Here is a 20,287-nt window from a genome sequence, read left to right as displayed (position 1 = left end):
AACGATCGTAGCACTTTTCGTGCAGGCACTGCAAAAATGCAACAATGCACACATCGGCGAGTGACCGGTTTGTCCGTCATCGGACGCCGCGACTACGATGAACCCCCAGCTCAGCCGCCCAGTGGCCACAGCCGCAGCGAGGGAGAGCCACACGATGGCCAGACCAGCGCACACAGCGCCGCGAACAACCGGAAGCACGGCATCCACCGGCGCGGATGTGGGCACCGGCGGACTGCGCGAACGCAAGAAACGCGCGACGCACCAGGCACTGCAACGAGCGGCGGTCAGCCTCTTCCGCGAACGCGGTCCGAACGCGGTCACGGTCGAGGACATCTGCGCCCACGCCGAAGTCTCCCCCAGGACGTTCTTCAACTACTTCACCTCGAAGGAGGAAGTGCTCGTCCCCTGGGACCAGGAAACGATCACGAACACACCGGAACGCGTACTGGCCCGCCCCGACGCCGAAGAGCCCCTGCGGACGGCACAGGCCGTGCTCGGAGAAGCCATGAACACGGCCATGAGCGGCTCCACCTGGCGCGACCAGGCGGTGATCCTGCGCGAGAACCCCGAACTGATCGAACGCGTGGTCACCGCGTTCCGAGCCATGGAGTCCTCCCTGGTGGAAGGCCTGGCCAGGAAAACGGGCACCTCCTGCGAGGACCCCTACGTCCGCCTGGTCGGCGCCACCGCGATCACCGCGCTGCGCGTCTCGGTGCAGGCGTGGCAGGAGTCCGAATCGGACTCGAGCCTGCACGAGTACATGGACGAGGCCTTCGAGCGGCTGCACCGAGGACTGCGCCCGAACGAGCAATAGCTCATGACCGAACTTCGCGCGCCGGTCGGGTAGCCGTCACGTGAGTCGGCGCCTTGCTGCGTCGGAGGGCACCTCGAGTAGCGGCCTACGCCACGGTGCCCTGCCGCCTTGCGATGCATCCGACTCACGCACCGGAGCTTCTCGTCCTGCGCGGGCTGAAGCGCTCGCGTCGGAAGCAGCCTTTCGCCGGAAGTTCCAGAAGAGTCCGCGGATCGGCCTGCTCGGGTGGTGGAAGACGGCCGCGCCGCTTGACCGGTGACCGGACCGGACGAGCGGATGACAGCCCTGTCCGCGCTCCCTGGGCCCGAGTGGGGACGTTCCGCAGTGGTGATCACCGAGAGTGATACACGACATACTGAACTGTCGAACGATCGAGCGGATTCGTGCGCCACACGCTATGGTCCTTGACACGAAAGACTCCAAAACACACACCGCCGACCACACTCGAGTGAACAGCTGCGAACCTATGACGGCATCCATCCCGAGCGCCTCACTCTGTTTCGTCGACGAGAGGAGTAGCGGTGGCGATCGCCGAAACAGCGCACGAAACGCAGCAAGAACACTCCGGGGAGGGAAACCCGTACGAGAACAGAGCACGTGATCGAAGAGCACTGTTCACCACGGGAGGTGTGGGCGCACTGGCCGCCGCGCTGTTCCTCCTGATCCGTGGAGGACTGACCGACGACGCCTACATCACCATCGACTACGCCCGGAACCTCGCTTTCCACGGGCACTGGGGGATGATCGAGCAGGAGTTCGCCAACACCGCCACCTCCCCGCTGAACGTGCTGGTACTGGCGGCCTTCACCTTCCTGCTGCGCCAGCCGGTCCTCGCGCTCGGCGTCGTGTTCGTGCTGGCGAACGCGACCCTGGCCCACTCCCTGCACCGGACCGCCCGGCACAGCGGATTACCGTGGTTCACGGGCTTATTGGGCACCCTGCTCGTGCTGCTCAACCCGTTCCTGCTCTCCTCGGCGGGCCTGGAGATGACGCTGGCCTCCGCGTTGCTCGGCCTGCTGCTGCTCGGCGCCACGAGCCACAACCGCGTGCTCTTCGGGACGGCCGCGGGGCTGCTGGCTCTCACGAGACTGGACCTGGGGGTATTCGTCCTCGCGCTGCTCATCGGCCGACCGAGCCTGTGGCGCAAGTGGTGGCGGTGGCTGATTCCCGGCTGCGCTGCCGCGCTGCCGTGGTTCGCCTTCAGCTGGTGGGCCTTCGGATCGGCCGTACCGGACACGCTCGTGATCAAGCAGCTCCAGGAGCACTGGGGGGACTGGGACTTCGGCAACGGCCTGCAGCTGTACTACACGGCATACCCGGCGGCGACGGCGGCAGCCCTCAGCGCGGCCGTCCTCGGTGCCGTGGCGCTTCCCGTGTGGCTGATCACCCGTTCGCTGCGCCGCGCGGGAGCGCGCGACATCCACCCGTGGGCACTGCTGGGGCTCGGCGGAGCCGCGCACTTCTACGTCTACACCCTGCTCGGCGTACCGCCCTACCACTGGTACTACGTGCCGAGCATGATCGGACTGTCCGTGTTCGGGGCCGCGGCCGTCGGAGCGGTGGCCACCACGGTCGCTGTGAAGCGGAGCGCGCTTCCGCTGCTGGCCACGACGATGGTGGTCGCCCTCGGTGCGGGTGTCGTCGTCAACCAGGCGCGCGTCGTGCTCGACACCGGGACCCCCTGGAAGCACGCCTCCATCACGACGAACTGGGCCAAGCCCTCCGACTACGCGCGGATAGGCGAGATGGTCGGTGACATCGTCGGGGAAGGCACGGTGCGCAGTCCCGGCGAAATCGGCACCCTCGCCTACTTCTGCGAGTGCGCCGTGGTGGACGGACTGGCCGACCGGGGCTATCTCGCGCCCGAGATCCGGAAGCGGATCGACGAAGCAGGCCCGGTTACCTCCTCCGTGCTGCGGGCCAACTACCGGAACTTCACCCCCACCGAGCCGCGCGAGGTGGACTACGTCCTGCACAGGGTGATGGGCCCCGGGCCCGATCCGGCGTGGAACATCGACTCCCCGTGGACGGAACCCGCACACCTCACGATCGAACCCGTGGACTGAACGAACGCAGCCCCTCCGCGCCGTGGTCCCCCGGCGAAACGCGGTGCTCCCCGCGGCCGGGGACGCGACGACGAACCGTCACGTCCCGGTCCGGCCGGACACGGCCCCGGACCGGTGCAGCGGGTTGGGCTGCGGGCGGTGGACGTCCTCCGTCGCGGAACGCAGCCGCATGGTGGCCAGGGCCTTCTGCGGGAGCGTCGGCGCGAGCAAGGCGGCGAGGTCGGAACGCGCTTCCTCGCCGCCGCCGGTTGCGGCGACCCGCTCGGCCGTTTCGACGAGCACCGAACGCACGACATCCCACGCCCCCCGCTGGGCGGCCCCGGGGAACTCGCCCAGCGAGCGGACCACCTCAGCCAGGTTGACCTGCAGCACGGAGTGGGCCAGCTTGGCGTGCAGCTGCTCCACGTGCTCCACCACCGTCGCCCGCGCGTGGCGTGCCGCGCTGTTCCACCCGGCCGCGCGCATCCGACCGCGGTGCACCCGCATCCCGGCGAAGTCCCGCAGCAGCAACCGGACGGGTTCGCCGCCGCGGACGACCAGGAGGGTGTTCTGCATGTGCGCCTCCAGCGCCATGCCGTGACGCGAGAGCAGCGGCAGGGTCGCCGAGAACAGCAGTTCGCTGTAGCTCCGCAGGAAGCGCTCACCGGCCGCGACCCCGCTCGTGGCCGTGCGCGCGGCCAGCTCGTCCACCAGATCGGCCAGCAGGGTCCCGTCGGAAACCGGTGACGGCGCCCGCAGCGCCGAAGCGGGAACCAGATGCTCGCCCGCGTCGTTCAACTGGTCGGCCGGGTCCTCCCGCAGCAGGGCGGAGAGCCCGCGCAGACGGGCCGAACCACTCGCACCTCCCTCCGGAGGGGCGAACGCGATGCCCGCCAGGTCGGACACCGTCCCCACCTTGCCCGCCGACACCGGATCGCGGTCCAGCAGCTCCCGCAGCAGCGCGCTCGTGCCCGGAGCGTCCCGCGTGGTCTCGGGCGAGATCGTGCGCCGGGTGGAGGTCAGCAGCACGTCCAGCGAGGTCTTGATCGTCAGCCGTCGTCCGCGCCTACCGGGGAAGGCCGTGACCAGGGTGCGTATCGACAGGGTGGGCCTGCAGGGCAGCCGAGCACCTCGGAGCGGGACCAGTTCCCCCGAACGCAGCTCCCCGGCGTACTCGCGCGCGAGCACGTTGCGCCGCTGCCACGGATGGACCGGCACGAGGGCGTAGTCGTCCGGGTCCCTGCCCAGCTCACGCAGTTCCCGCACCGCGCACGCGAGCAACCGGGGGAAGTGGGCCCCGAGCAGGTCGCCGACCGAACGTCGCCCCGCGTCCTCGGTCGAGCGCACGAGGCTCCGGCTGACGGCGACCAGTCCGATCTCGACGTACGCACCGCTTTCCGGTGCGTAGGCGAGGGAATCCGCGGCGGAGAAGCCGAGGCGCACCTTGCCGCAGGGGTGGGTGCTGTGCCCCTCTCCGGTCAGCGTGTCCAGCTCCAGGGCGACGTCGCGGCCCGGGCGCCCCGCGGCCAGCGCGCTCAACGGGTTCATCCCGTCCGGTCGCGCCCCGGAGGGGAGCAAGCGCTTCCGCGCCCGTTCCACCAGCACCCCGGACAGCGCCAGGTTGCACGCGGAATCCACGAGCTCCTCCCGCATCCGCTCCCAGTGCGCGCTCGGATCGTTGTCCCGCAACACGTCGATCAACCGTTCGGCGCGTTCCAGCGCGAGAACGCCGCCGTCCCGCTCCACCAGCACCGGAGTGGACACCCGGCCGAGCCCGAATCCCGCTTCCTCCTCCCGCAGTGCCGCCACGGCGCGGCAACCGGGGGCCCGCACGACCACCAGGGTTCCGGCGCCATCCGCGAACCTCTCCAGCAGCGCGGCCGGGAAGCCGTGCGCGCCGTCCGGTCGCGGAGGCCACCGGAAAGCGGTGGCGTGTCCCCGCACCCCCGGGGCGTCCTCCCGCAGCAGCGCCCCGAGGAAACCGCGCGCGGTCTCCGCGCGGGCCTCCGGCAGGGCCTGCGACCAGCGCCGCGACAGCTCCGCGTCCCGCCGGCGCAACTCCGCCAGCACGGCGGCCTCGCGGGAGTTCAGCGTGCCGCTGCCCGCGCACACCGCGAAGGAGCCGCTCAAGGCAGGGCCAGCGGGTTGGGAGCCGGAACGTAGCGCTGTTCGGTCACCAGCCCGGACAACCGCATCGTCAGCATGGTCTTCAACGGCCACGGTTCGTTCAGCAGCGCCCCGGCGTCCTCGCGAGCGTCGGCGGCCTCCGCGGGGGACCCGGCCTCCTCGATCAGCCCCGCGAAACAGCTCCGCACCCGGTCGGAGACCACCCGCCACAACACCCGCTCCGGGCACCCCGCCGCCGCGGCCAGCGCGGTCACGAGTTCACCCAGGTGGTTGACGAAAAGCGGAAAGAACAGCTTGTTCCGCAGCGCTTCCGGACCGTCGCACCACAGCGCCGACCCCTCCAGCAGCCGCGGACGGCGGCCCGAACGTCCCAGCCGCTCCCGCAGCACGCGGGCCCCGCCCAGATCGCGCACGAGCAGCGACCTCGGCACTCCGGCGCGCAGGACCAGCACGGTGTTCTGCGGATGCGGCTCCAGCGCGATCCCGTACCGCACCAGCAGGGTGAGCAGCGGGGAGATCCCCAGATCCAGATGCGCTCCCAGCCAGCGGCGGGCCGCTTCGACGCGGGAGGGGGCGCTGCCGCTCCCCGCTCCGCCCGCGGAGTGCCGTTCGGTCAGCACATCGTGGATCAGGGTGTGTCCGGTCAGCGGGGAACGGGCCAGCAGGGCGGCCACCGGCAAGGCGACCTCCCCCGCGCTCGTCGACTCCGCGGGGTCCTCGCGCAGGATCGCCCCCAGGGAACGGTTCCTGGCCCTGGACAGCTCCGGGGACTCCGCGGCCCGCTCCCCGAGCAGCGTCGGATCGTGGCGTATCCCGACCAGCTCCCGGCAGACGGCGAAACCCGAACCGCCCCGCCGGTCGGGCGGTGCGAGAGCGGGATCCGCGGCGGCCAGTTCGTCCAGCAGCCCCGAAAGTCGCGGGCCGTTGTGCACCGCCTCCCCGGAAACTCCCCGTACCGCCCCGGTCAGCCGCACCTCGAGCGCGGTCTTGACGTGCAGCCCGGCGCGTTCGCCGCGCTCGCGCACGTCGAGCGTGCGCGTCGACATCAGCGGACGCGCCGGAACGGAACGGGACAGCACCGTGACGGCTCCGCTGCTGAGCGCGGCACCGTGCAGCCGTGGCAGCGCGTGCCGCAGCTGGTGCGGATGCACGGGGATCAACGCGTGCTCGCCGGGAACGAGCCCCCTGCGCGCCATTTCGGACTCCGCGGACTCGGCCGTTCCCGGCAGGGTCCGACGCAGCTCCCGGCGGACCGCTTCCACCGGATCGCTCCCGCCCGCCGAGTCGGCCCCGGACACCAGCCGCCGGGGCACCGCGACCAGCCGCAGGTCGAACTCGGCCCCGAACTCCGGGGCGTAGCGCCGCGCCTCACCCGGCGACATCCCGGTTTTGATCTTGGCTACCGGCTGCATGGGGTGACCGTCCACCACCCACTGCTCGAAAGCGGTCAGCAGCGGGTCGTCCGCCCCCTCGTCGACGCGCAACGCGCGCACCAGCGCGGAGAAGGGGTGCGCCCGCACGGCCGAGCGCCCCCCGGACACGGCTCGCACCCTCCCGGCGCGCGTCTCGTACGCACGCCGGGCACGCGCGAGCCCGGAGACGCTGTCGGCCACATCGGCACGCAAGCCCAGCCAGGCCTCCGGATCGTCCTCCACCAGTCCGGCCCGCCGGAGCACGTCGAGAAACTCCACCGGATCGTGCGGGACGCCCCGCGCCCCGGTCGTCCACGGGGAAGCGGAAACGGGCGCGCGAAGCTCCCGTCTGCCCGTTCCGGTGACGGTCCGGGTGTGGAGGAACACCCCGCGGCGGGCCGCCTCGGCCGGATCGAGCCGCCCCTCGCGCACCAGCGCGGAAACCAGCCTGGACAGGACGGTCCACCGAGCCGAAGCGCGCCTGTCACCACCGCGCCCCGCCCCCGCGGTGCCGCTCGGGACGCTCGTGGCCGGAACCACGTGATCACTGTCCACCCCCTCATGCTGATCTTCGGGGTACCCGTGGGCAACTCCCGTCACTCGCTTTGCGTAGCCGCCGGGCGGCCCCGCGGCACCACCACGGGCCGGGGCACCCGTGGTCGCGGAGCACGTGCCGACGACGCTTAAACAGAGCGGGAACCGGGTACCCGAGACGAAGGCGGGCGACCGCGAGTGGAGGCGAGCCCGGACGAACGACCTGTTGGAGGACCCGGAATGGCCAACACCGCTCACTTCAGGCTGGGAGACGAGGTGGCCAGCCCCTCGGTGATCGTGCGTGACGACCGCGGTGCCGAGATCGTCGAGCTGGAGCTGCCCAAGACCGTGTCCGAACCGCTGCACGCCGACGACGAGCTGCTCGCGGCGGGTTGGAACCGCAGCGCCGACTGGACCACCACCGACGACGGCTGGGTCGCCCCGGTCGTGTCCGCCTGAAGTCCCCCAGGAATCCTCTCGGAACGAAGGAGTCCGCCGTGACGGAACAACTCCCCATCCCCGAGTTCGACGAACTTCCGCTGACGACGATGCAGCACCGGATCCGCTCGCTGGACGAGGAACAGCTCAACACCCTGGTCGAGCACGAGCGCGCCCACGCGAACCGGCCGCAGGTGATCGAACTGCTCAACGCGCGGTTGGAGGAACTCGAACAGGGCGCGACGCCCACCGAGGGCGGTGAGGGCAAACCCTCGGACGAGCCGGAGCACAGCAGGTCCGGCTCCGACGTCACCCCGAAGGCGCCGCGCAGCTCCGACCGCCCCACCATGCACGGCACCTCGAGCCGTTCCGGATACGGCATCGAACACCGGTGACGCCCACGAGCGGGTCCACACGCGGAGAGCTCCCGGTTCCACGAACCGGGGCTCCGCCGGGCGAGCACCCCGCCGACCCGACCAGCGAACTTCTCCCAGGGAGCGAGGTCAATGCCGCGTTTGGGCCTGATCAGTGATCCGGACTCCCCCGATCACGTGGCCAGGGCGCTGGCACAGCAGCTGCCCGAACAGCTCGAAGCGCACATCGGCGGGTCCGAGTGGGTCGTCGAGGTGGTGTGCGATCCGGTGGTGGCGGGGCGCAGCAAGGGCAAGGACATCCTCGACGCCATCGAGAACCAACGCGCGGCACAGCGCTGGGACTACGCGATCGGAGTCACCGACCTGCCGCTGCGCACCAGCAGTCGGCCGGTGCTGGCCAACATCGGTGAGGAACACCCCCGCGTCGGACTCGTGTCGCTGCCCGCGCTCGGTGGGCTCCAGCCGCGCCGCCGGGCGCGTCAGATGATATTGCAGGCCGTCGACGAGATCCTCAGGGCCACCGAGGAGTCGAGCGGAACGGAACCCGCCGACGAGCGGCCCCGGAGGAGAAGGCGTGGCCTGCACAGCGAGCTGACCGAGCTGCTCGCCCCCATCCGCAGGGAGAAGCCGGAGGGCAAGGCCGTCTCCGTGCGCTACCGGGCCACGAAGTGGCGCGGGCGCCTGCGGCTGCTTTCCGGGATGGTGCGCAGCAACACGCCGTGGCGTCTCGTGCTGGGCATGTCCGGGGCGGTGGCCGCTTCCCTGGCCACCTCGGTGTTCGGGCTCACCTCGAGCACGGTCTGGCAGATCGGCGACCTGGTGGGACCGGCGCGCCGCGGAGTCGTCGTCGCCGGTGTGATCGCGCTGATGGTCGCGTGGCTGATCCTCACCCACCACCTGTGGGAGAAACCGCACCACTCGCACGACCGGGAGCAGCGCGTGCTCTACAACGCCTCGACCGCGACGACCGTCACGATCGGGGTCGGGCTGATGTACGTCACGCTGTTCCTGGTGAACCTGGCCCTGGCGCTGATGCTGATCGACCCCCAGCTGCTGAGCAGCAAGCTCGGCGGCACCACCTCGTTCGGCGACTACCTGGGGCTGGCCTGGGGAGCCGCTTCGATGGGCGTGGCCGCGGGCGCCCTGGGCTCCGGACTGGAGGACGACGCCACGGTGCGCCGTGCCGCCTACGGGTACCGGGAGGCCCAGCGCAGGGAGAGCCAGCAACAGGCCGAGCAGCGCGAGGAGTAACGCGGTCGGCCCGGCGGCCGGGCTCCGCCCACCTCCGGGAGGGGAGCTGCCCGGATCCCCGGGGCGGTGCCCGGGTCCCGCTGCCTGCGCCGAAGCGTGCTCAGGGGCGGTTGCTCGCCGGGGCGGTGCGCCGCCACTCGTAGAGCCGCTCGTGGCTGCGCACCAGGCGCAGGAAACTCGTAAGCCCTATGCCCCCCACGGCGTTGCCCAGCACGGTCCAGCCGAAGAACGCCACCCACGTCCCGTAGCCGTAGCCCGCGCCCGCGTGGATGCCTCCGAACAGGAACAGGGTGTCCAGCACCGAGTGGTACATGCTCAACCCCGCCACCAGCAGAGCCGTGGTCAGCGAGGCGATCACGCGTGCCACGTCGTCGGAGGTGCCGATGCGCATCCTGGTCAGCAGGGTCATGGCACTTCCGGCCAGCACGGCGAGCAGGAAAGTGCGCAGGGTGAAACCGGACTCGGCGAAGGTGCGCCCGGTCGCCACGACCGCGGACCCCAGCCCCGGGAAGGCGACCACCACCATCCACATGCTCAGCCAACCCCCGAACAGGTTCCCCGCCAGCGTGATCCCCCAGAACCGCAGCAGCCGCCACCAGCCCGCCTCCTTCGCGAGCACCACGGCGATCGGAACCAGGAACCCCTCGGTGAACAGCTCGCTGTTGCCCAGCAGCAGAGCTATGAAGCCCACCCCGAAGGCCAACCCGGCCAGCAGCTCGCTGCCGGTGGCCTCCTCGACGGCCAGGAAGGCGAGCACTCCCAGCGATATCTCCACCCCGGCTATGACTCCGCTGGCCAGCAGCTCGGGCAAGGTCCGGAAGAGTCTCGGACGACCACGGGCCACGATCGCGTCGAACGCCCGCTCCACCTCGTCCTCGCGCAGCGGAGGGTGCCTGCCCTTGCTGTCGGTCCGCAGCTGGTCGTCGTCCTGATCTCCGGTAGCCATCGGCCTTCCGCACCGTCGTCGCTCGACTCGGCAAACGCGCGGACTCATTGTGCGGGCGATCGCGGAACCACGCCCGACGAACCGGCCCGCACCGGGGACGGCCCCGCTCCACGCACTCTCCAAGAACCTCTAGCAAAAGGCTTCGTCTGCCCCGAGCGCTTGGAGCCTACGCAGCGCGGGGACCCCGGTGCGTGAGTCGGATGCATCGCGAGGCGGGGAGGGCACGTGGCGTAGGCCGCTACTCGAGGTGCCCTCCGACGCAGCAAGGCCCCGACTCACGTGACGGCTACCCGGCCAACCACGCGAAGTGCTGCTATGGGTTATAAAACGTCAGCCCAGCATCCTGGTCAGCTCTACCCGGGAGCGCACACCGAGCTTGACGAAAACGTTGCGCAGGTGGTGTTCGACGGTGCGTTCGCTGATGCAGAGCCGCTCCGCTATCTCACGGTTGGTCGCCCCCTCCGCCACCAGGGCCGATATGCGGGACTGCTGTCCCGTCAACTCCGGGACGGCGGCCCCGTCGCCTCCCGGGACGGTGTGTCCGGCGGCTCTGAGCTCGGCCCGCGCCCTGTCCGCCCACCTCTCGGCTCCGTATCGGAGGAAGATGGTGTGGGCCTCGCCGAGCAGCTCCCTGGCGTCGGTGGGTCTGCGCGCCCTGCGCAGCCGGCCGGCGTACAGCAGCTCGGTCTTGGCCAGCTCCAGTGAGCTCCCGCTGCCCCGGTGCAGCTCCACAGCGGTCCGGAACCGCTCCTCCGCCTCGGAGGTCCGCCGGGCGAGCAGCGCGTGGCACCGGTGGGACAGCGCCAGCCGCGCCGGGCTCTCGGTGGACGACACCCAGCGGTCGAAAGCCGTCAGCAACCGCCCCGCGCTCTCGAACTCCCCGCAGGAGACGGCGGCCTCCACGAAGTGCGGAGCGGCGAGCACCCCCACCGCCGGGTTGAAACCACCGGCTCCCGAACTCATCAGCCGCAGCTGTCTGGTCGCCTCGGCCGGCCTGCCGTGGGCGAGCTCGGCGCAGGCCGCTCCCCAGCTGACGAAGGCGTCCGGCCGTCCGAGCCCCCTGCCGGACATCTCCTCGGCGCAAGCCCGGTCCAGGCGGACCCGCACCGTTTCTAGATCTCCGCGCAGCGCGGCCACCAGCGCCAACAGGACCAGGTGGTCGACCGCCCGGTTCCGCTGCCCGAACGCCCTGGCCAGCCGCAGCCCCTCCAGAGCCGCGGCGTCGGCTTCGGCATACCGGTCCAGCGCCAGCGCGGAAAGACAGCCGTAGACGCAGGCCCACGGTTCCTGAGCGGTGTCCCCGTTCCGGTGCGCGAGGCCGCGCGCCCGCCGGGCGAGTTCGCGGGAGGTCTCCAGCAGGCCGAGCGTGAACGCGGCCTGGCTGCCCCAGATGACCGACATGGGATCGACCGCGGAGCCGGCCAGCCGCACCACCCGCCGCAGCGGGGGCACGGCTGCCGCGTGCCTGCCCCGGAAGGTCGCCGACATGCCCTCGAAGTGTTCGAGCATCAGCGTGACTTCGGCGGTCTCCTCCCGGGACCTCAACTGCTCGGCCCGCTCGGCCAGCGCGTAGTAGCCCCGGTAGTCACCGGTGACGCAGCTGGCCTCCCCGGCCAGCATCAGCGCCCGGAACGCCGCTTTCCTGTCGGTGCCGAGCAGGGCCTCGGCCGCGGTGGTGAGGCTTCTCCGCGCCGTGTCCGGGTCGCCGTCGCAGAGCTCGAGCCCACCGCGCAGCAGCTCGTTCGCCGCACGGGTCCGCACCTCGCGAACCAGCGGACCGGCACGGCGGGACAGGGCGCGGGCCCGTCGCGTATCCCCGTCCGCCCACGCCTCGCGCCCCGCCGCGAGCAGCCGCTCCGCCCTGTCGTCGCCCTCGGCGCAGTGGGCCGCGGCCAGCTCGTGCAGCTCGGAGGCAGCGGAGTGGTCACGGACCCCGCTCGCCGTTTCGGCGGCCTCGGCCAGTTCCGCGGGGAGCCGACCGCCGAGGTCCTCCCCCGCCGCGCAGCGGTGCCGGACGGCCCTCGCCCGGTCCCCGTCGCGTTCGAAGACCTCGGCCAGCCGGAGGTGCGCCTCCCGTGACTCCGCGGGACAGACCCGGTCCAGCAGCCCGACGCGCACGAGCTCGCAGGAGAAGCGCACCGTCCGCTCGGAGACGTGCACCAGCCCCGCACCGAGGAGTTCGCGCCACGCTCCCGGGGCGGCCGAGTCCTCGGGGGCCGCGCGGTGCACGGTTTCCAGGCTCAACCGTTCCCCGACCACCAGCAGCAGCGCCAACCTGCGTGCCGAAGGCGCGAGCCCGCGCAGCTCGTTTCCCGCTTCGGTGAGCAGCCTGCCGTCCGGCGGAAGTCGCGGAGGAGCGAGCCCGGCCGCCCGTTCCGCGGTGAGGGACTCGGCGACCTCCGAGAGGGCCAGCGGAAGCCCGCCGCAACGAGCGAGCGCGTCCTCGACCGCCTCGGGAGCGGGCGAGCATCTCGCGCGTTCGCGCAGCAGCCGCGCCCCGGCCCACTCGTCCAGCGGTCCGAGGGCTATCCGGTCGAAACCCTCCAGCGGCTCCGTCGCGGGCTCCCGCCCCAGCGGATCGGTTTCCACCGCGAACACGAGCAGCAGCGGCAACCGGTGGAGCCTGCGTCCGAGCAGCCCCAGCACCCGCAGCGAGGCGGGGTCCACCAACCCGGCGTCGTCCACGCGGAGGAGCACGGGACCGCGGCGACAGCGGGTGGTCAGCTCCCGGAGCAACGCGGTGCAGCACGCGATCTCGTCGTGTTCGGGCGAGCACACCGCTTCCGGACCGGCGTCGTCCGAAGTGGCCAGCCGAGCCAGCCCGGACAGCGGGAGATCGCGCTCGGCGCGGACTCCGCACAGGTCGACGGCGGCGAAGCCGGTATCACGAGCCACCCGCTCGAGCAGGGTCGTTTTCCCGCTTCCGCGCGGTCCCGTCAGCACCACGACCGCGCCGTTGCCTTCCGCGGCGCGGGCGCTCCGCTCCCGCAGCTCGTCCACTGTGTCCTCACGGCCGTGCAACCGGGTCGACCGTCCGGCCCGACCGGTGTTCCCGTCCGACATGGCAACAGTGTCTCCGGTGGTCACGATTCCGGAAAGGTACAACCGGAGCATCAAGCACTCTTCCCGTTGGAGTTTTTCCGGCTCGGTCCTCGTAGCTGCTCGACGAGCGGGGCCTCCCGCGGCGGTGCCGGTGGCTCGGGTGGTGCGTTTCGACGCCGACGCGCCGAAGGGGCGCAGGGTCCGGAGAGGACGGCCCCGGGGTGGCTCGCTCGAACCAACCGCGGATGTACTCCGGAAAAATTTCCGGAGAACACACACCGGTGATTTCACCGATGTGTCCGCCTCCTCCTCGGTCGGAGACTCGGCGCGTCCTGTCGAAAACCCACCAGGAGGACTTCATGCGCAGGAAACTCGGCTTGTTGCTCGCGAGCGTCGCCCTGGCGGCGTTCGGCTTTCCCGCCGTGGCCAACGCGGCGGAACCGAACCCCGTCGTGTTCGTGCACGGGTACTCGGGCAGCGCCTCCAACTGGACCGCGGCCGAGGCCCAGTTCAGACTGAGCGGGTACTCGGACTCCCAGCTGCACTCCTTCGAGTACGACTGGAGTCAGTCGAACGAGCGAAGCGCGGCCGAACTGGCCGGATACGTCGACAACGTCCTCGCCGAGACCGGGGCGGACAAAGTGGACATCGTCAATCACTCCATGGGCGGGCTCGTCAGCCGCTGGTACATGAAGGAGCTCGGCGGCCACACCGACGTGGGTCACTGGGCCTCGCTGGCCGGAGCCAACCGGGGGACCACCTCCGCGAGCACGTGCCTGTACAACGCCTCCTGCCAGGAGATGACCCCGGGATCGGACTTCGAGGAACAGCTCAACTCCGGTGACCGGACTCCCGGCGACTCCGAGTACGCCACCTGGTACTCGGCCTGCGACGGAGTGATCATTCCCTACACCAACACCCGCGTCACGGGCGCGGACAACAACCGCACCACCTGCACCACGCACATCGGTTTCCTCAGCGACACCTCGACGCTCGGCGAGGTGGTCGACTTCCTGGAGGCCTGACCAGCGGAGGAGATCAACGAGCACCCCGCGGCGGGGCCGCTCCGACAAGCGCCGCGCACGGCATCGTCCGTGCGCGGCGCTCCTTCGCGCTGTGCCCGCGGGGGACACCACCAGGGTGGCGGCTGTTCGGAGTCGGCACCGTCGGATACCTTCGGATTCATGAACGATTCCGCGACGTCGTGGGCCGACGGTCCGCTGCTTGCCCTCGACCTGGAAACGACGGGAACCGACACCGAAACGGATCGCATCGTGACCGCGACGTTGGTTTCCGTGACTCCGGGGCACCCGGCCGAGTGCACGAGCTGGCTGGCGGACCCGGGAATCGAGATCCCGGCGGAGTCCACCGAGGTTCACGGAATCGACACCGAGCACGCCCGCACGCACGGCAGACCCGTCGGGACCGTGGTCGCCGAGATGACCGAGGCGCTGGCCGCGCAGTGGTCGCCGACGACACCGCTGATCGCGTTCAACGCCAGCTTCGACCTGTCCCTGCTGGACGCGGAGTCGCGCAGGCACCTGGGCAGCTCGCTGCCGCTCGGTGGGCCTGTGGTCGATCCGCTCTGCATGGACCGCCACGTGGACCGCTACCGCAAGGGCAAGCGCACGCTGGCCGCCCTGTGCGAGCACCACCGGGTCAAGGCCGGGGAAGCGCACACCTCCGCTGGGGACGCCATCGCGGCGGCGCGGCTGGCGTGGCGGCTGGCCAAGAGCTATCCCGAGCAGATCGGCGACGTCGAACCGCGCGCACTGCACGAGCAGCAGGTCGAGTGGTACCGGTCCCAGACGCGCGGTTTCGCGGGATATCTCGAGAAGCAGGCGAGCAAAACCGACGACGAGGCCGAGGCCGAGCGGCTGCGGACCCGGGCGGCCCAGGTGCGGCTCGAGGCCGAGGGCTGGCCGCTGCGGCAGCCCGCGCTTCCGACCACGGGTGCCGGGGTCTGACCTTGGTCGAGCGGATCTGGCTCGACGTCCCCTTCGCCGAGAAGGACGCGGCGAAGGCGGCGGGAGCGCGCTGGGACCCCGCCGAGAAGCGCTGGTACGCCCCGCGCGAGGGCATGGAGGCCCTGCGTCCCTGGACCGCTCTGCCGGAGGTCCCCGAGCTGCTGCCCGGCGAGGACCGAACGTTCGGTGCCGGGCTGTTCGTCGATCTCGTGCCCACCACCTGCTGGTTCACGAACGTGCGCTCGTGCACGGCCCCGCGGGACTGGGAGCGGTTGCGCCGGATGATCACCAGGCGTGCCGGGTGGCGGTGCGAGATCTGCGGGGCCGCCCAGGACGCGAAGTCCCGGCGCCGGTTGGAGGCGCACGAGCGGTGGCACTACGACGAGGCCGAGCGCGTCCAGGCGCTGCGCAGGCTGATCTGCCTGTGCGACGGCTGCCACACCGTCACCCACTTCGGGCTCGCCCAGGTGCGCGGGGTCGAAGAAGAGGCCAGGCGGCAGCTGTGCGCGGTCACCGGCATGAGCGAGGCCGCAGCCGAGGAGCACGTGGCGGCGGCCTTCGAGCTCTGGTCCCGCAGGTCGCGGATCGAGTGGAGCCTGGACCTGAGCATGCTGACCGACGCCGGGATAACGCTGCGCACTCCACCGGAAGCCGGGCGGCGACCGGACGTCGCGGCGCGGACGCTGGGCGGCGGCACCGCGGGCGGAACGCGGCGGTTCGGCTGAATCAGGTCGTGCTCCGGCGCGGGCACCCCTTAGGCTCGCCGCATGGCCGAGATCACCGAACTCGTCTACTACCCGGTCAAGGGCTGCGCGGGCATCGCGGTCGACAGCGCCGAGCTGACCCCCGCCGGACTGCGGCACGACCGCGGCTTCATGGTCGTCGACGAGCGGGGCGGCTTCCGCAGCCAGCGCAAGAACCCCCGCATGGCCGTCGTCCGCCCCGAGATCGACCCGGACGGCACGCGGCTGACGTTGCACGCCCCCGATGCCGAGCCGGTGACGATCGAGGTGGACGACACGGCGACGGAGCGCTCCGAGGTGGAGCTGCACGGGACGGGCTACCTGGGCATCGACCAGGGGGACGCGGCCGCCGAGTGGTTCTCCGCGGTGCTCGGCACCCGGTGCAGGCTCGTGCGCGTCCCCCCGGAACACGACCGGGTGACCGACGGGCGCACCGAGGGCACCTCCGGTTACGCGGACAGCTGCCCGGTCCTGGTCGTTTCCGAGGAGTCCCTGCGGGGCATGAACGAGCGGTTGATCGACCGTGGGCTTCCCGCGCTGCCGATGGACCGCTTCCGCCCGAACATCGTGGTGGCGGGCTGGCGGGAGCCGCACACCGAGGACCTGGTGCGCAGGAGCGCCTCCGGGGACGTGGAGCTGGGCTACGCCAAGCTCGCCAAGCGCTGCGCGGTCACCACCGTCGAGCAGACCAGCGGCCGCAAGGACGGGCCCGAGCCGTTGCGCGTGCTCGCCGAGTACCGGCGCACGGCGGGCAGCGGGGTGGCCTTCGGCAGCAAGTTCGCGGTGCTGCGCGCGGGCGAGCTCTCCGTGGGGGACGAGTTCGGAGTCGCCGAGTGGGGTGTTTCCGAGCTCTGAGCCGAGGAACTCCTGCGACTCGTGGCGGGACCTCGCGTGCGTGGCCGGGTGGCCATCGCGTGAGTCGGCGTCTTGGGAGCGTTGGAGGGCACCTCGAGCAACGGCGGGGCTCGAGCAGCGGCAACGGAGTTCGCCCACTGATAACAGAATTTGACAACTGTCATTTGTCCGCCGATGGTGGTGGCATGACTCAACGCGCTCTCGGAGCCACCGGCCCCTCCGTGCACCCGCTCGGGCTCGGCCTGATGGGCATGTCCGACTTCTACGGCCCCGCCGACACCGCGGAGAGCCACGCCACCATCGACGCCGCGATCGAGGCGGGCATGGACCTGCTGGACACGGGCGACTTCTACGGCAGCGGCCACAACGAGCTCCTGCTCCGCGAAGCCCTGCGGCGGCACGACAGGGACCGGCTGCGCCTCAGCGTCAAGTTCGGAGCGATGCGTGACCCGCACGGGGACCTCGTCGGGTTCGACGGGAGTCCTGCCGGGGTCAAGAACTCGCTGGCCCAGACCCTGCAACGCCTGGGCACCGACCACGTCGACATCTACCGGCCCGCCCGCCTCGACCCGCGGGTTCCCATCGAGGAGACCGTCGGCGCGATCTCCGAGATGGTCGAGGCCGGACACGTCCGGCACATCGGCCTGTCCGAGGTGAGCGCGGACACGATCCGCCGCGCGGCGGCGGTGCACCCGATCGTGGACCTGCAGATCGAGTACTCCCTGCTCTCCCGCGGCATCGAGGCCGAGATCCTGCCCGCCTGCCGGGAGCTCGGGATCGGGATCACCGCCTACGGGGTGCTCTCCAGGGGGCTGCTGTCCGGCCGCTGGGACAGGAACCAGCACGAGGACCCGAGGTCGCGCTTCCCCAGGTTCCAGGGCGAGAACCTGGACCACAACCTCGGGCTCGTCGAACAGCTCCGCTCCGTGGCCGAGGAGAAGGGCGCCGACGTCGCCCAGGTCGCCATCGCCTGGGCGCTGGCCAAGGGCGAGGACATCGTCCCGCTCGTCGGGGCACGACGCAGGGAACGGCTCAACGAGGCCCTCGGCGCACTGGACCTGCGGCTCACGGCGGAGGACGTGGCCGCGATCGAACGAGCGGTCCCTCCCGAGTCCGCGGCGGGGCAGCGCTACGACGAGCACGGGATGGCACTGCTCGACAGCGAACGCGGCGGCCGGGACGGGACCTCGTGACCGGGACGCTGACGGCGGAACGGGTCCTCGAGGCGGCGGAGGACACCCTCCGCCGCTTCGGTCCGGGGAAGACGACGGTGGTGGACGTCGCCCGCTCACTCGGTGTCAGCCACGGCAGCGTGTACCGCCACTTCCCGAACAAGGCCGCCCTGCGCGACGCCGTGGCCGAGCGCTGGCTGCGACGGATCTGCGTCCCCCTGCACCCGGTGGTCACCGAGGACGCGCCCGCCACGGAGCGGATCCGGCGGTGGCTGCGGCTGCTCAGCACGACCAAGCGCGACATGGCCGGCCACGACCCCGAGCTCTTCGCGACCTACTACGGGCTGGCCACCGAGAGCAGGGAGGTCGTGTCGACCCACTTCGAGACGCTGGTGGGCATGCTCGCCCGGATCGTCGCCGACGGCGTGCGGCGCGGGGAGTTCGCGGTGGACGATCCCCACGGGACGGCGCGGGCGATGCTGTCGGCCACCACCCGGTTCCACCACCCCGCGCACGCGGCGGAGTGGGACGACCCGAACCTCGACCGGCACTTCGAGGAGGTCTGGGCGCTGCTGCGCGACGGGCTCGAAGGGCGGTAGGGAGTTCCGCGGCGCGCCACGGGTCGAACAGACGCAGCACCGGGGCTCGCGGAACCCTCCCCCGGGGAACGCCGGACCGGCGAGAGGACCGACACCGTTTGGTTGCACACAATTCGCTGCTAACCTGCGTATGTGCGGGACTCGAATGATTCAGCAGCGGAAGCCGCAGGCGACGCGACGCCGGAAGCGGAGTCCGAGGAACTGCTGCGTCTGGAACGGCAGCTCTGCTTCGTGCTGCACGCCACCTCGCGGGCGTTCGACACGCTCTACCGCCCGGTCCTCTCCCAGCTGGGCCTGACCTACCCGCAGTACCTGGTCATGCTGACCGTCTGGGAACACGGCGAGCTCACCGTCAAGGAGCTCGGGAACCTGCTGCGGTTGGATTCCGGAACACTGTCCCCATTGCTCAAACGCCTGGAGAAGGCGGGCTTCGTACGACGCGAACGCAGCGCGGTGGACGAGCGCTCGGTGCTGGTGAACGCGACCGACCAGGGCAGACAGCTGCGCGAAGAGGCCCGGGACATCCCGCGCCGCATCCTGTCCGCCACCGGACTCGACGAGAGCCGGCTCACCGAGCTCTACAACGAGTTGTCCAGGGTCACCTCGGCCCTGGACACGGCAGCCGAGAGCATCGAGCGGCAGGACTGAACGACCACTTCCCGCGCCGACCGAAGGCCCGCCCCCGGGCGGGACCGCGCGGTGGGAGGTTCCGCCACCCGCACCACCACGCGGACCGCGCGGCGGAGCCCCGTCAGCGCTTGCGGCGCAGCTCCTTGCGGGCCAGCTCCGGAGGAGTCCAGCCCGCATCGGCCGGATTCACCGTGGTCCCCGGTGGAACGATCTCGTCGATGCGGTCCAGCGTGGCCGCGTCGAGTTCGATGTCGGCCGCGCCGAGCTGGGACTCGAGCTGTTCCATGGTGCGCGGACCGATGATCGGCGAGGTGACCGCGGGGTGGCTGAGCACGAACGCCAGCGCCAGATCCACCAGCGTTATCCCGGCCTCGCCCGCGAGCTGGACGAGCTCCTCCACGGCGTCCAGCTTGCGCGCGTTGCCCGGTTCGGCCGGGTCGAACCGGTCCACGGGAGAGAATTTGACCCGGTGCGTGTCCGGGGTCTCCCGCCCCCGGCGGTACTTGCCGGACAACCACCCTCCGGACAGCGGGCTCCACGGGAGGACCCCCATCCCGTACTTCGCGGCGGCCGGCAGCACATCTGCCTCGATTCCCCTGGTCAGGATCGAGTACGGCGGCTGCTCGGTCACGAACCGCTCGCGCATCCGCTGTTCGGCGACCCAGTGGGACTCCACGATCAGGTGCGCCGGGAAGGTCGAGCAGCCCGCGTAGCGGATCTTGCCGTCCCGGACCAGGTCGGTGAGCGCCCCCAGGGTTTCGTCGACGTGGGTGTCCGGGTCGGGGCGGTGGATCTGGTACAGATCGATGTGGTCGGTACCGAGCCTGCGCAGGCTGTTCTCCACCTCGCGGACGATCCAGCGGCGTGAGTTGCCCCTCCGGTTGGCGCCCTCGCCCATGGGGGCGTGCGCCTTGGTCGCCAGCACCACGTCCTCCCGACGACCGTCCGCCAAGGCCTTGCCGACGATTTCCTCGGACTCCCCGTGGGAGTACACATCGGCGGTGTCGATGAGGTTGATCCCCGCGTCCAGGGCGCGGTGGATGATGCGGATCGAATCGTCGTGGTCGGGATTGCCCCAGGCTCCGAAGTTCATGGCCCCCAGACACAGCGGGCTGACCTTGACTCCGGTCCTGCCGAGCGAAACGTAATCCATGCTGTCGCTGGTCCTCTCGGGTCTTCGTGTTCCTCGCCCCGTTCACCCTGCCGCCCCGAGGCCCGCGGCGCAGCCCACCGGGGAACGGTATTTAATTTCACACAACATAAACGCACCCTTTTTAGTTGCGTACAATAGAAATTGGTCCGTGCTCCACGGCACGGACCACGCCCGAACAAGACACG

Annotated in this window: 17 protein-coding genes; 12 read left to right on the top strand and 5 right to left on the bottom strand. The window is 71.0% G+C overall.

Going from position 1 to position 20,287, the window contains the following annotated elements; all coding sequences use genetic code 11:
* Positions 1-154: 154 nt before the first annotated feature.
* Both FHR84_RS12460 and FHR84_RS12455 read left to right on the top strand, forming a co-directional pair.
* Complete coding sequence (locus FHR84_RS12460; protein ID WP_246300505.1) at positions 155-814, top strand: TetR/AcrR family transcriptional regulator; 660 nt, start codon at positions 155-157, stop codon at positions 812-814.
* 521 nt (positions 815-1,335) lie between these two features.
* Positions 1,336-2,880, top strand: a complete 1,545-nt coding sequence (locus tag FHR84_RS12455) for a hypothetical protein (RefSeq protein ID WP_179535651.1) — start codon at positions 1,336-1,338, stop codon at positions 2,878-2,880.
* 78 nt (positions 2,881-2,958) lie between these two features.
* Here the strand turns inward: FHR84_RS12455 and FHR84_RS12450 are convergent, their stop codons facing one another.
* Together FHR84_RS12450 and FHR84_RS12445 are read right to left on the bottom strand one after the other, a co-directional pair.
* The gene (locus FHR84_RS12450; RefSeq protein WP_218862777.1) at positions 2,959-4,989 is read right to left on the bottom strand and encodes an IucA/IucC family protein; all 2,031 of its coding nucleotides are present in this window, start codon (positions 4,987-4,989) and stop codon (positions 2,959-2,961) included.
* Complete coding sequence (locus FHR84_RS12445) at positions 4,986-6,953, bottom strand: IucA/IucC family protein (protein WP_179535650.1); 1,968 nt, start codon at positions 6,951-6,953, stop codon at positions 4,986-4,988. Before FHR84_RS12445 ends, FHR84_RS12450 begins: the two co-directional genes overlap by 4 nt.
* 219 nt (positions 6,954-7,172) lie before the next feature.
* On the opposite strand from FHR84_RS12445, the gene FHR84_RS12440 reads away from it, so the two are divergent.
* The 3 genes from FHR84_RS12440 (at position 7,173) to FHR84_RS12430 (ending at position 8,995) form a co-directional block, all read left to right on the top strand.
* Positions 7,173-7,391 carry a hypothetical protein gene (locus tag FHR84_RS12440; protein WP_179535649.1) on the top strand — a complete coding sequence of 73 codons (219 nt, stop codon included), beginning with the start codon at positions 7,173-7,175 and terminating at the stop codon, positions 7,389-7,391.
* A 38-nt stretch (positions 7,392-7,429) separates the two neighbouring features.
* A complete protein-coding gene (locus FHR84_RS12435; RefSeq protein ID WP_179535648.1) occupies positions 7,430-7,765 on the top strand; it encodes a DUF8129 domain-containing protein in 336 nt (111 codons plus the stop codon).
* Positions 7,766-7,876: 111 nt separating this feature from the next.
* Positions 7,877-8,995 carry a hypothetical protein gene (locus tag FHR84_RS12430; RefSeq protein WP_179535647.1) on the top strand — a complete coding sequence of 373 codons (1,119 nt, stop codon included), beginning with the start codon at positions 7,877-7,879 and terminating at the stop codon, positions 8,993-8,995.
* Positions 8,996-9,095: 100 nt separating this feature from the next.
* On the opposite strand, the gene FHR84_RS12425 is transcribed toward FHR84_RS12430, so the two are convergent.
* Both FHR84_RS12425 and FHR84_RS12420 read right to left on the bottom strand, forming a co-directional pair.
* Positions 9,096-9,941, bottom strand: a complete 846-nt coding sequence (locus tag FHR84_RS12425; protein WP_179535646.1) for a formate/nitrite transporter family protein — start codon at positions 9,939-9,941, stop codon at positions 9,096-9,098.
* Between the two features lie 330 nt (positions 9,942-10,271).
* A complete protein-coding gene (locus FHR84_RS12420; protein WP_246300504.1) occupies positions 10,272-13,004 on the bottom strand; it encodes a helix-turn-helix transcriptional regulator in 2,733 nt (910 codons plus the stop codon).
* Between the two features lie 338 nt (positions 13,005-13,342).
* Between FHR84_RS12420 and FHR84_RS12415 the strand changes: the two genes are divergently transcribed.
* The 7 genes from FHR84_RS12415 to FHR84_RS12385 all read left to right on the top strand — a co-directional run bounded on the left by FHR84_RS12415 (position 13,343) and on the right by FHR84_RS12385 (position 18,967).
* Positions 13,343-14,008, top strand: a complete 666-nt coding sequence (locus FHR84_RS12415; protein ID WP_179535644.1) for an esterase/lipase family protein — start codon at positions 13,343-13,345, stop codon at positions 14,006-14,008.
* Between the two features lie 159 nt (positions 14,009-14,167).
* Positions 14,168-14,950: an exonuclease domain-containing protein gene (locus tag FHR84_RS12410; protein ID WP_179535643.1), complete on the top strand. Its 783-nt coding sequence runs from the start codon at positions 14,168-14,170 to the stop codon at positions 14,948-14,950.
* Positions 14,951-14,952: 2 nt separating this feature from the next.
* A complete protein-coding gene (locus FHR84_RS12405) occupies positions 14,953-15,675 on the top strand; it encodes a DUF5710 domain-containing protein (protein ID WP_179535642.1) in 723 nt (240 codons plus the stop codon).
* Between the two features lie 42 nt (positions 15,676-15,717).
* The gene (locus tag FHR84_RS12400; protein WP_179535641.1) at positions 15,718-16,548 is read left to right on the top strand and encodes an MOSC domain-containing protein; all 831 of its coding nucleotides are present in this window, start codon (positions 15,718-15,720) and stop codon (positions 16,546-16,548) included.
* A gap of 185 nt (positions 16,549-16,733) precedes the next feature.
* A complete protein-coding gene (locus FHR84_RS12395) occupies positions 16,734-17,741 on the top strand; it encodes an aldo/keto reductase (protein ID WP_179535640.1) in 1,008 nt (335 codons plus the stop codon).
* Entirely contained in the window at positions 17,738-18,319 is a 582-nt protein-coding gene (locus FHR84_RS12390) for a TetR family transcriptional regulator (protein WP_179535639.1), read from the top strand. The genes FHR84_RS12395 and FHR84_RS12390 overlap by 4 nt, the downstream gene beginning before the upstream one ends.
* 132 nt (positions 18,320-18,451) lie before the next feature.
* Complete coding sequence (locus FHR84_RS12385) at positions 18,452-18,967, top strand: transcriptional regulator, SarA/Rot family (protein ID WP_179535638.1); 516 nt, start codon at positions 18,452-18,454, stop codon at positions 18,965-18,967.
* 103 nt (positions 18,968-19,070) lie between these two features.
* Here FHR84_RS12385 and FHR84_RS12380 read toward each other — a convergent pair whose 3' ends face one another.
* Complete coding sequence (locus FHR84_RS12380; protein ID WP_179535637.1) at positions 19,071-20,102, bottom strand: aldo/keto reductase; 1,032 nt, start codon at positions 20,100-20,102, stop codon at positions 19,071-19,073.
* Between the last annotated feature and the right edge of the window lie 185 nt (positions 20,103-20,287).

Source organism: Actinopolyspora biskrensis (assembly GCF_013408175.1).
Lineage (GTDB): Bacteria > Actinomycetota > Actinomycetes > Mycobacteriales > Pseudonocardiaceae > Actinopolyspora > Actinopolyspora biskrensis.
The sequence above is the reverse complement of the archived record's forward strand: the minus strand, read 5'-3'. Positions and strand labels throughout refer to the sequence as shown.

Excerpts from the sequence above, each read along its gene's own strand:
- FHR84_RS12460 (WP_246300505.1), top strand. The coding sequence starts at position 155 with ATGGCCAGACCAGCGCACACAGCGCCGCGAACAACCGGAAGCACGGCA.
- FHR84_RS12440 (WP_179535649.1), top strand. The coding sequence starts at position 7,173 with ATGGCCAACACCGCTCACTTCAGGCTGGGAGACGAGGTGGCCAGCCCC.
- FHR84_RS12430 (WP_179535647.1), top strand. The coding sequence starts at position 7,877 with ATGCCGCGTTTGGGCCTGATCAGTGATCCGGACTCCCCCGATCACGTG.
- FHR84_RS12425 (WP_179535646.1), bottom strand. The coding sequence starts at position 9,941 with ATGGCTACCGGAGATCAGGACGACGACCAGCTGCGGACCGACAGCAAG.
- FHR84_RS12420 (WP_246300504.1), bottom strand. The coding sequence starts at position 13,004 with ATGTCGGACGGGAACACCGGTCGGGCCGGACGGTCGACCCGGTTGCAC.
- FHR84_RS12415 (WP_179535644.1), top strand. The coding sequence starts at position 13,343 with ATGCGCAGGAAACTCGGCTTGTTGCTCGCGAGCGTCGCCCTGGCGGCG.
- FHR84_RS12410 (WP_179535643.1), top strand. The coding sequence starts at position 14,168 with ATGAACGATTCCGCGACGTCGTGGGCCGACGGTCCGCTGCTTGCCCTC.
- FHR84_RS12400 (WP_179535641.1), top strand. The coding sequence starts at position 15,718 with ATGGCCGAGATCACCGAACTCGTCTACTACCCGGTCAAGGGCTGCGCG.
- FHR84_RS12395 (WP_179535640.1), top strand. The coding sequence starts at position 16,734 with ATGACTCAACGCGCTCTCGGAGCCACCGGCCCCTCCGTGCACCCGCTC.
- FHR84_RS12380 (WP_179535637.1), bottom strand. The coding sequence starts at position 20,102 with ATGGATTACGTTTCGCTCGGCAGGACCGGAGTCAAGGTCAGCCCGCTG.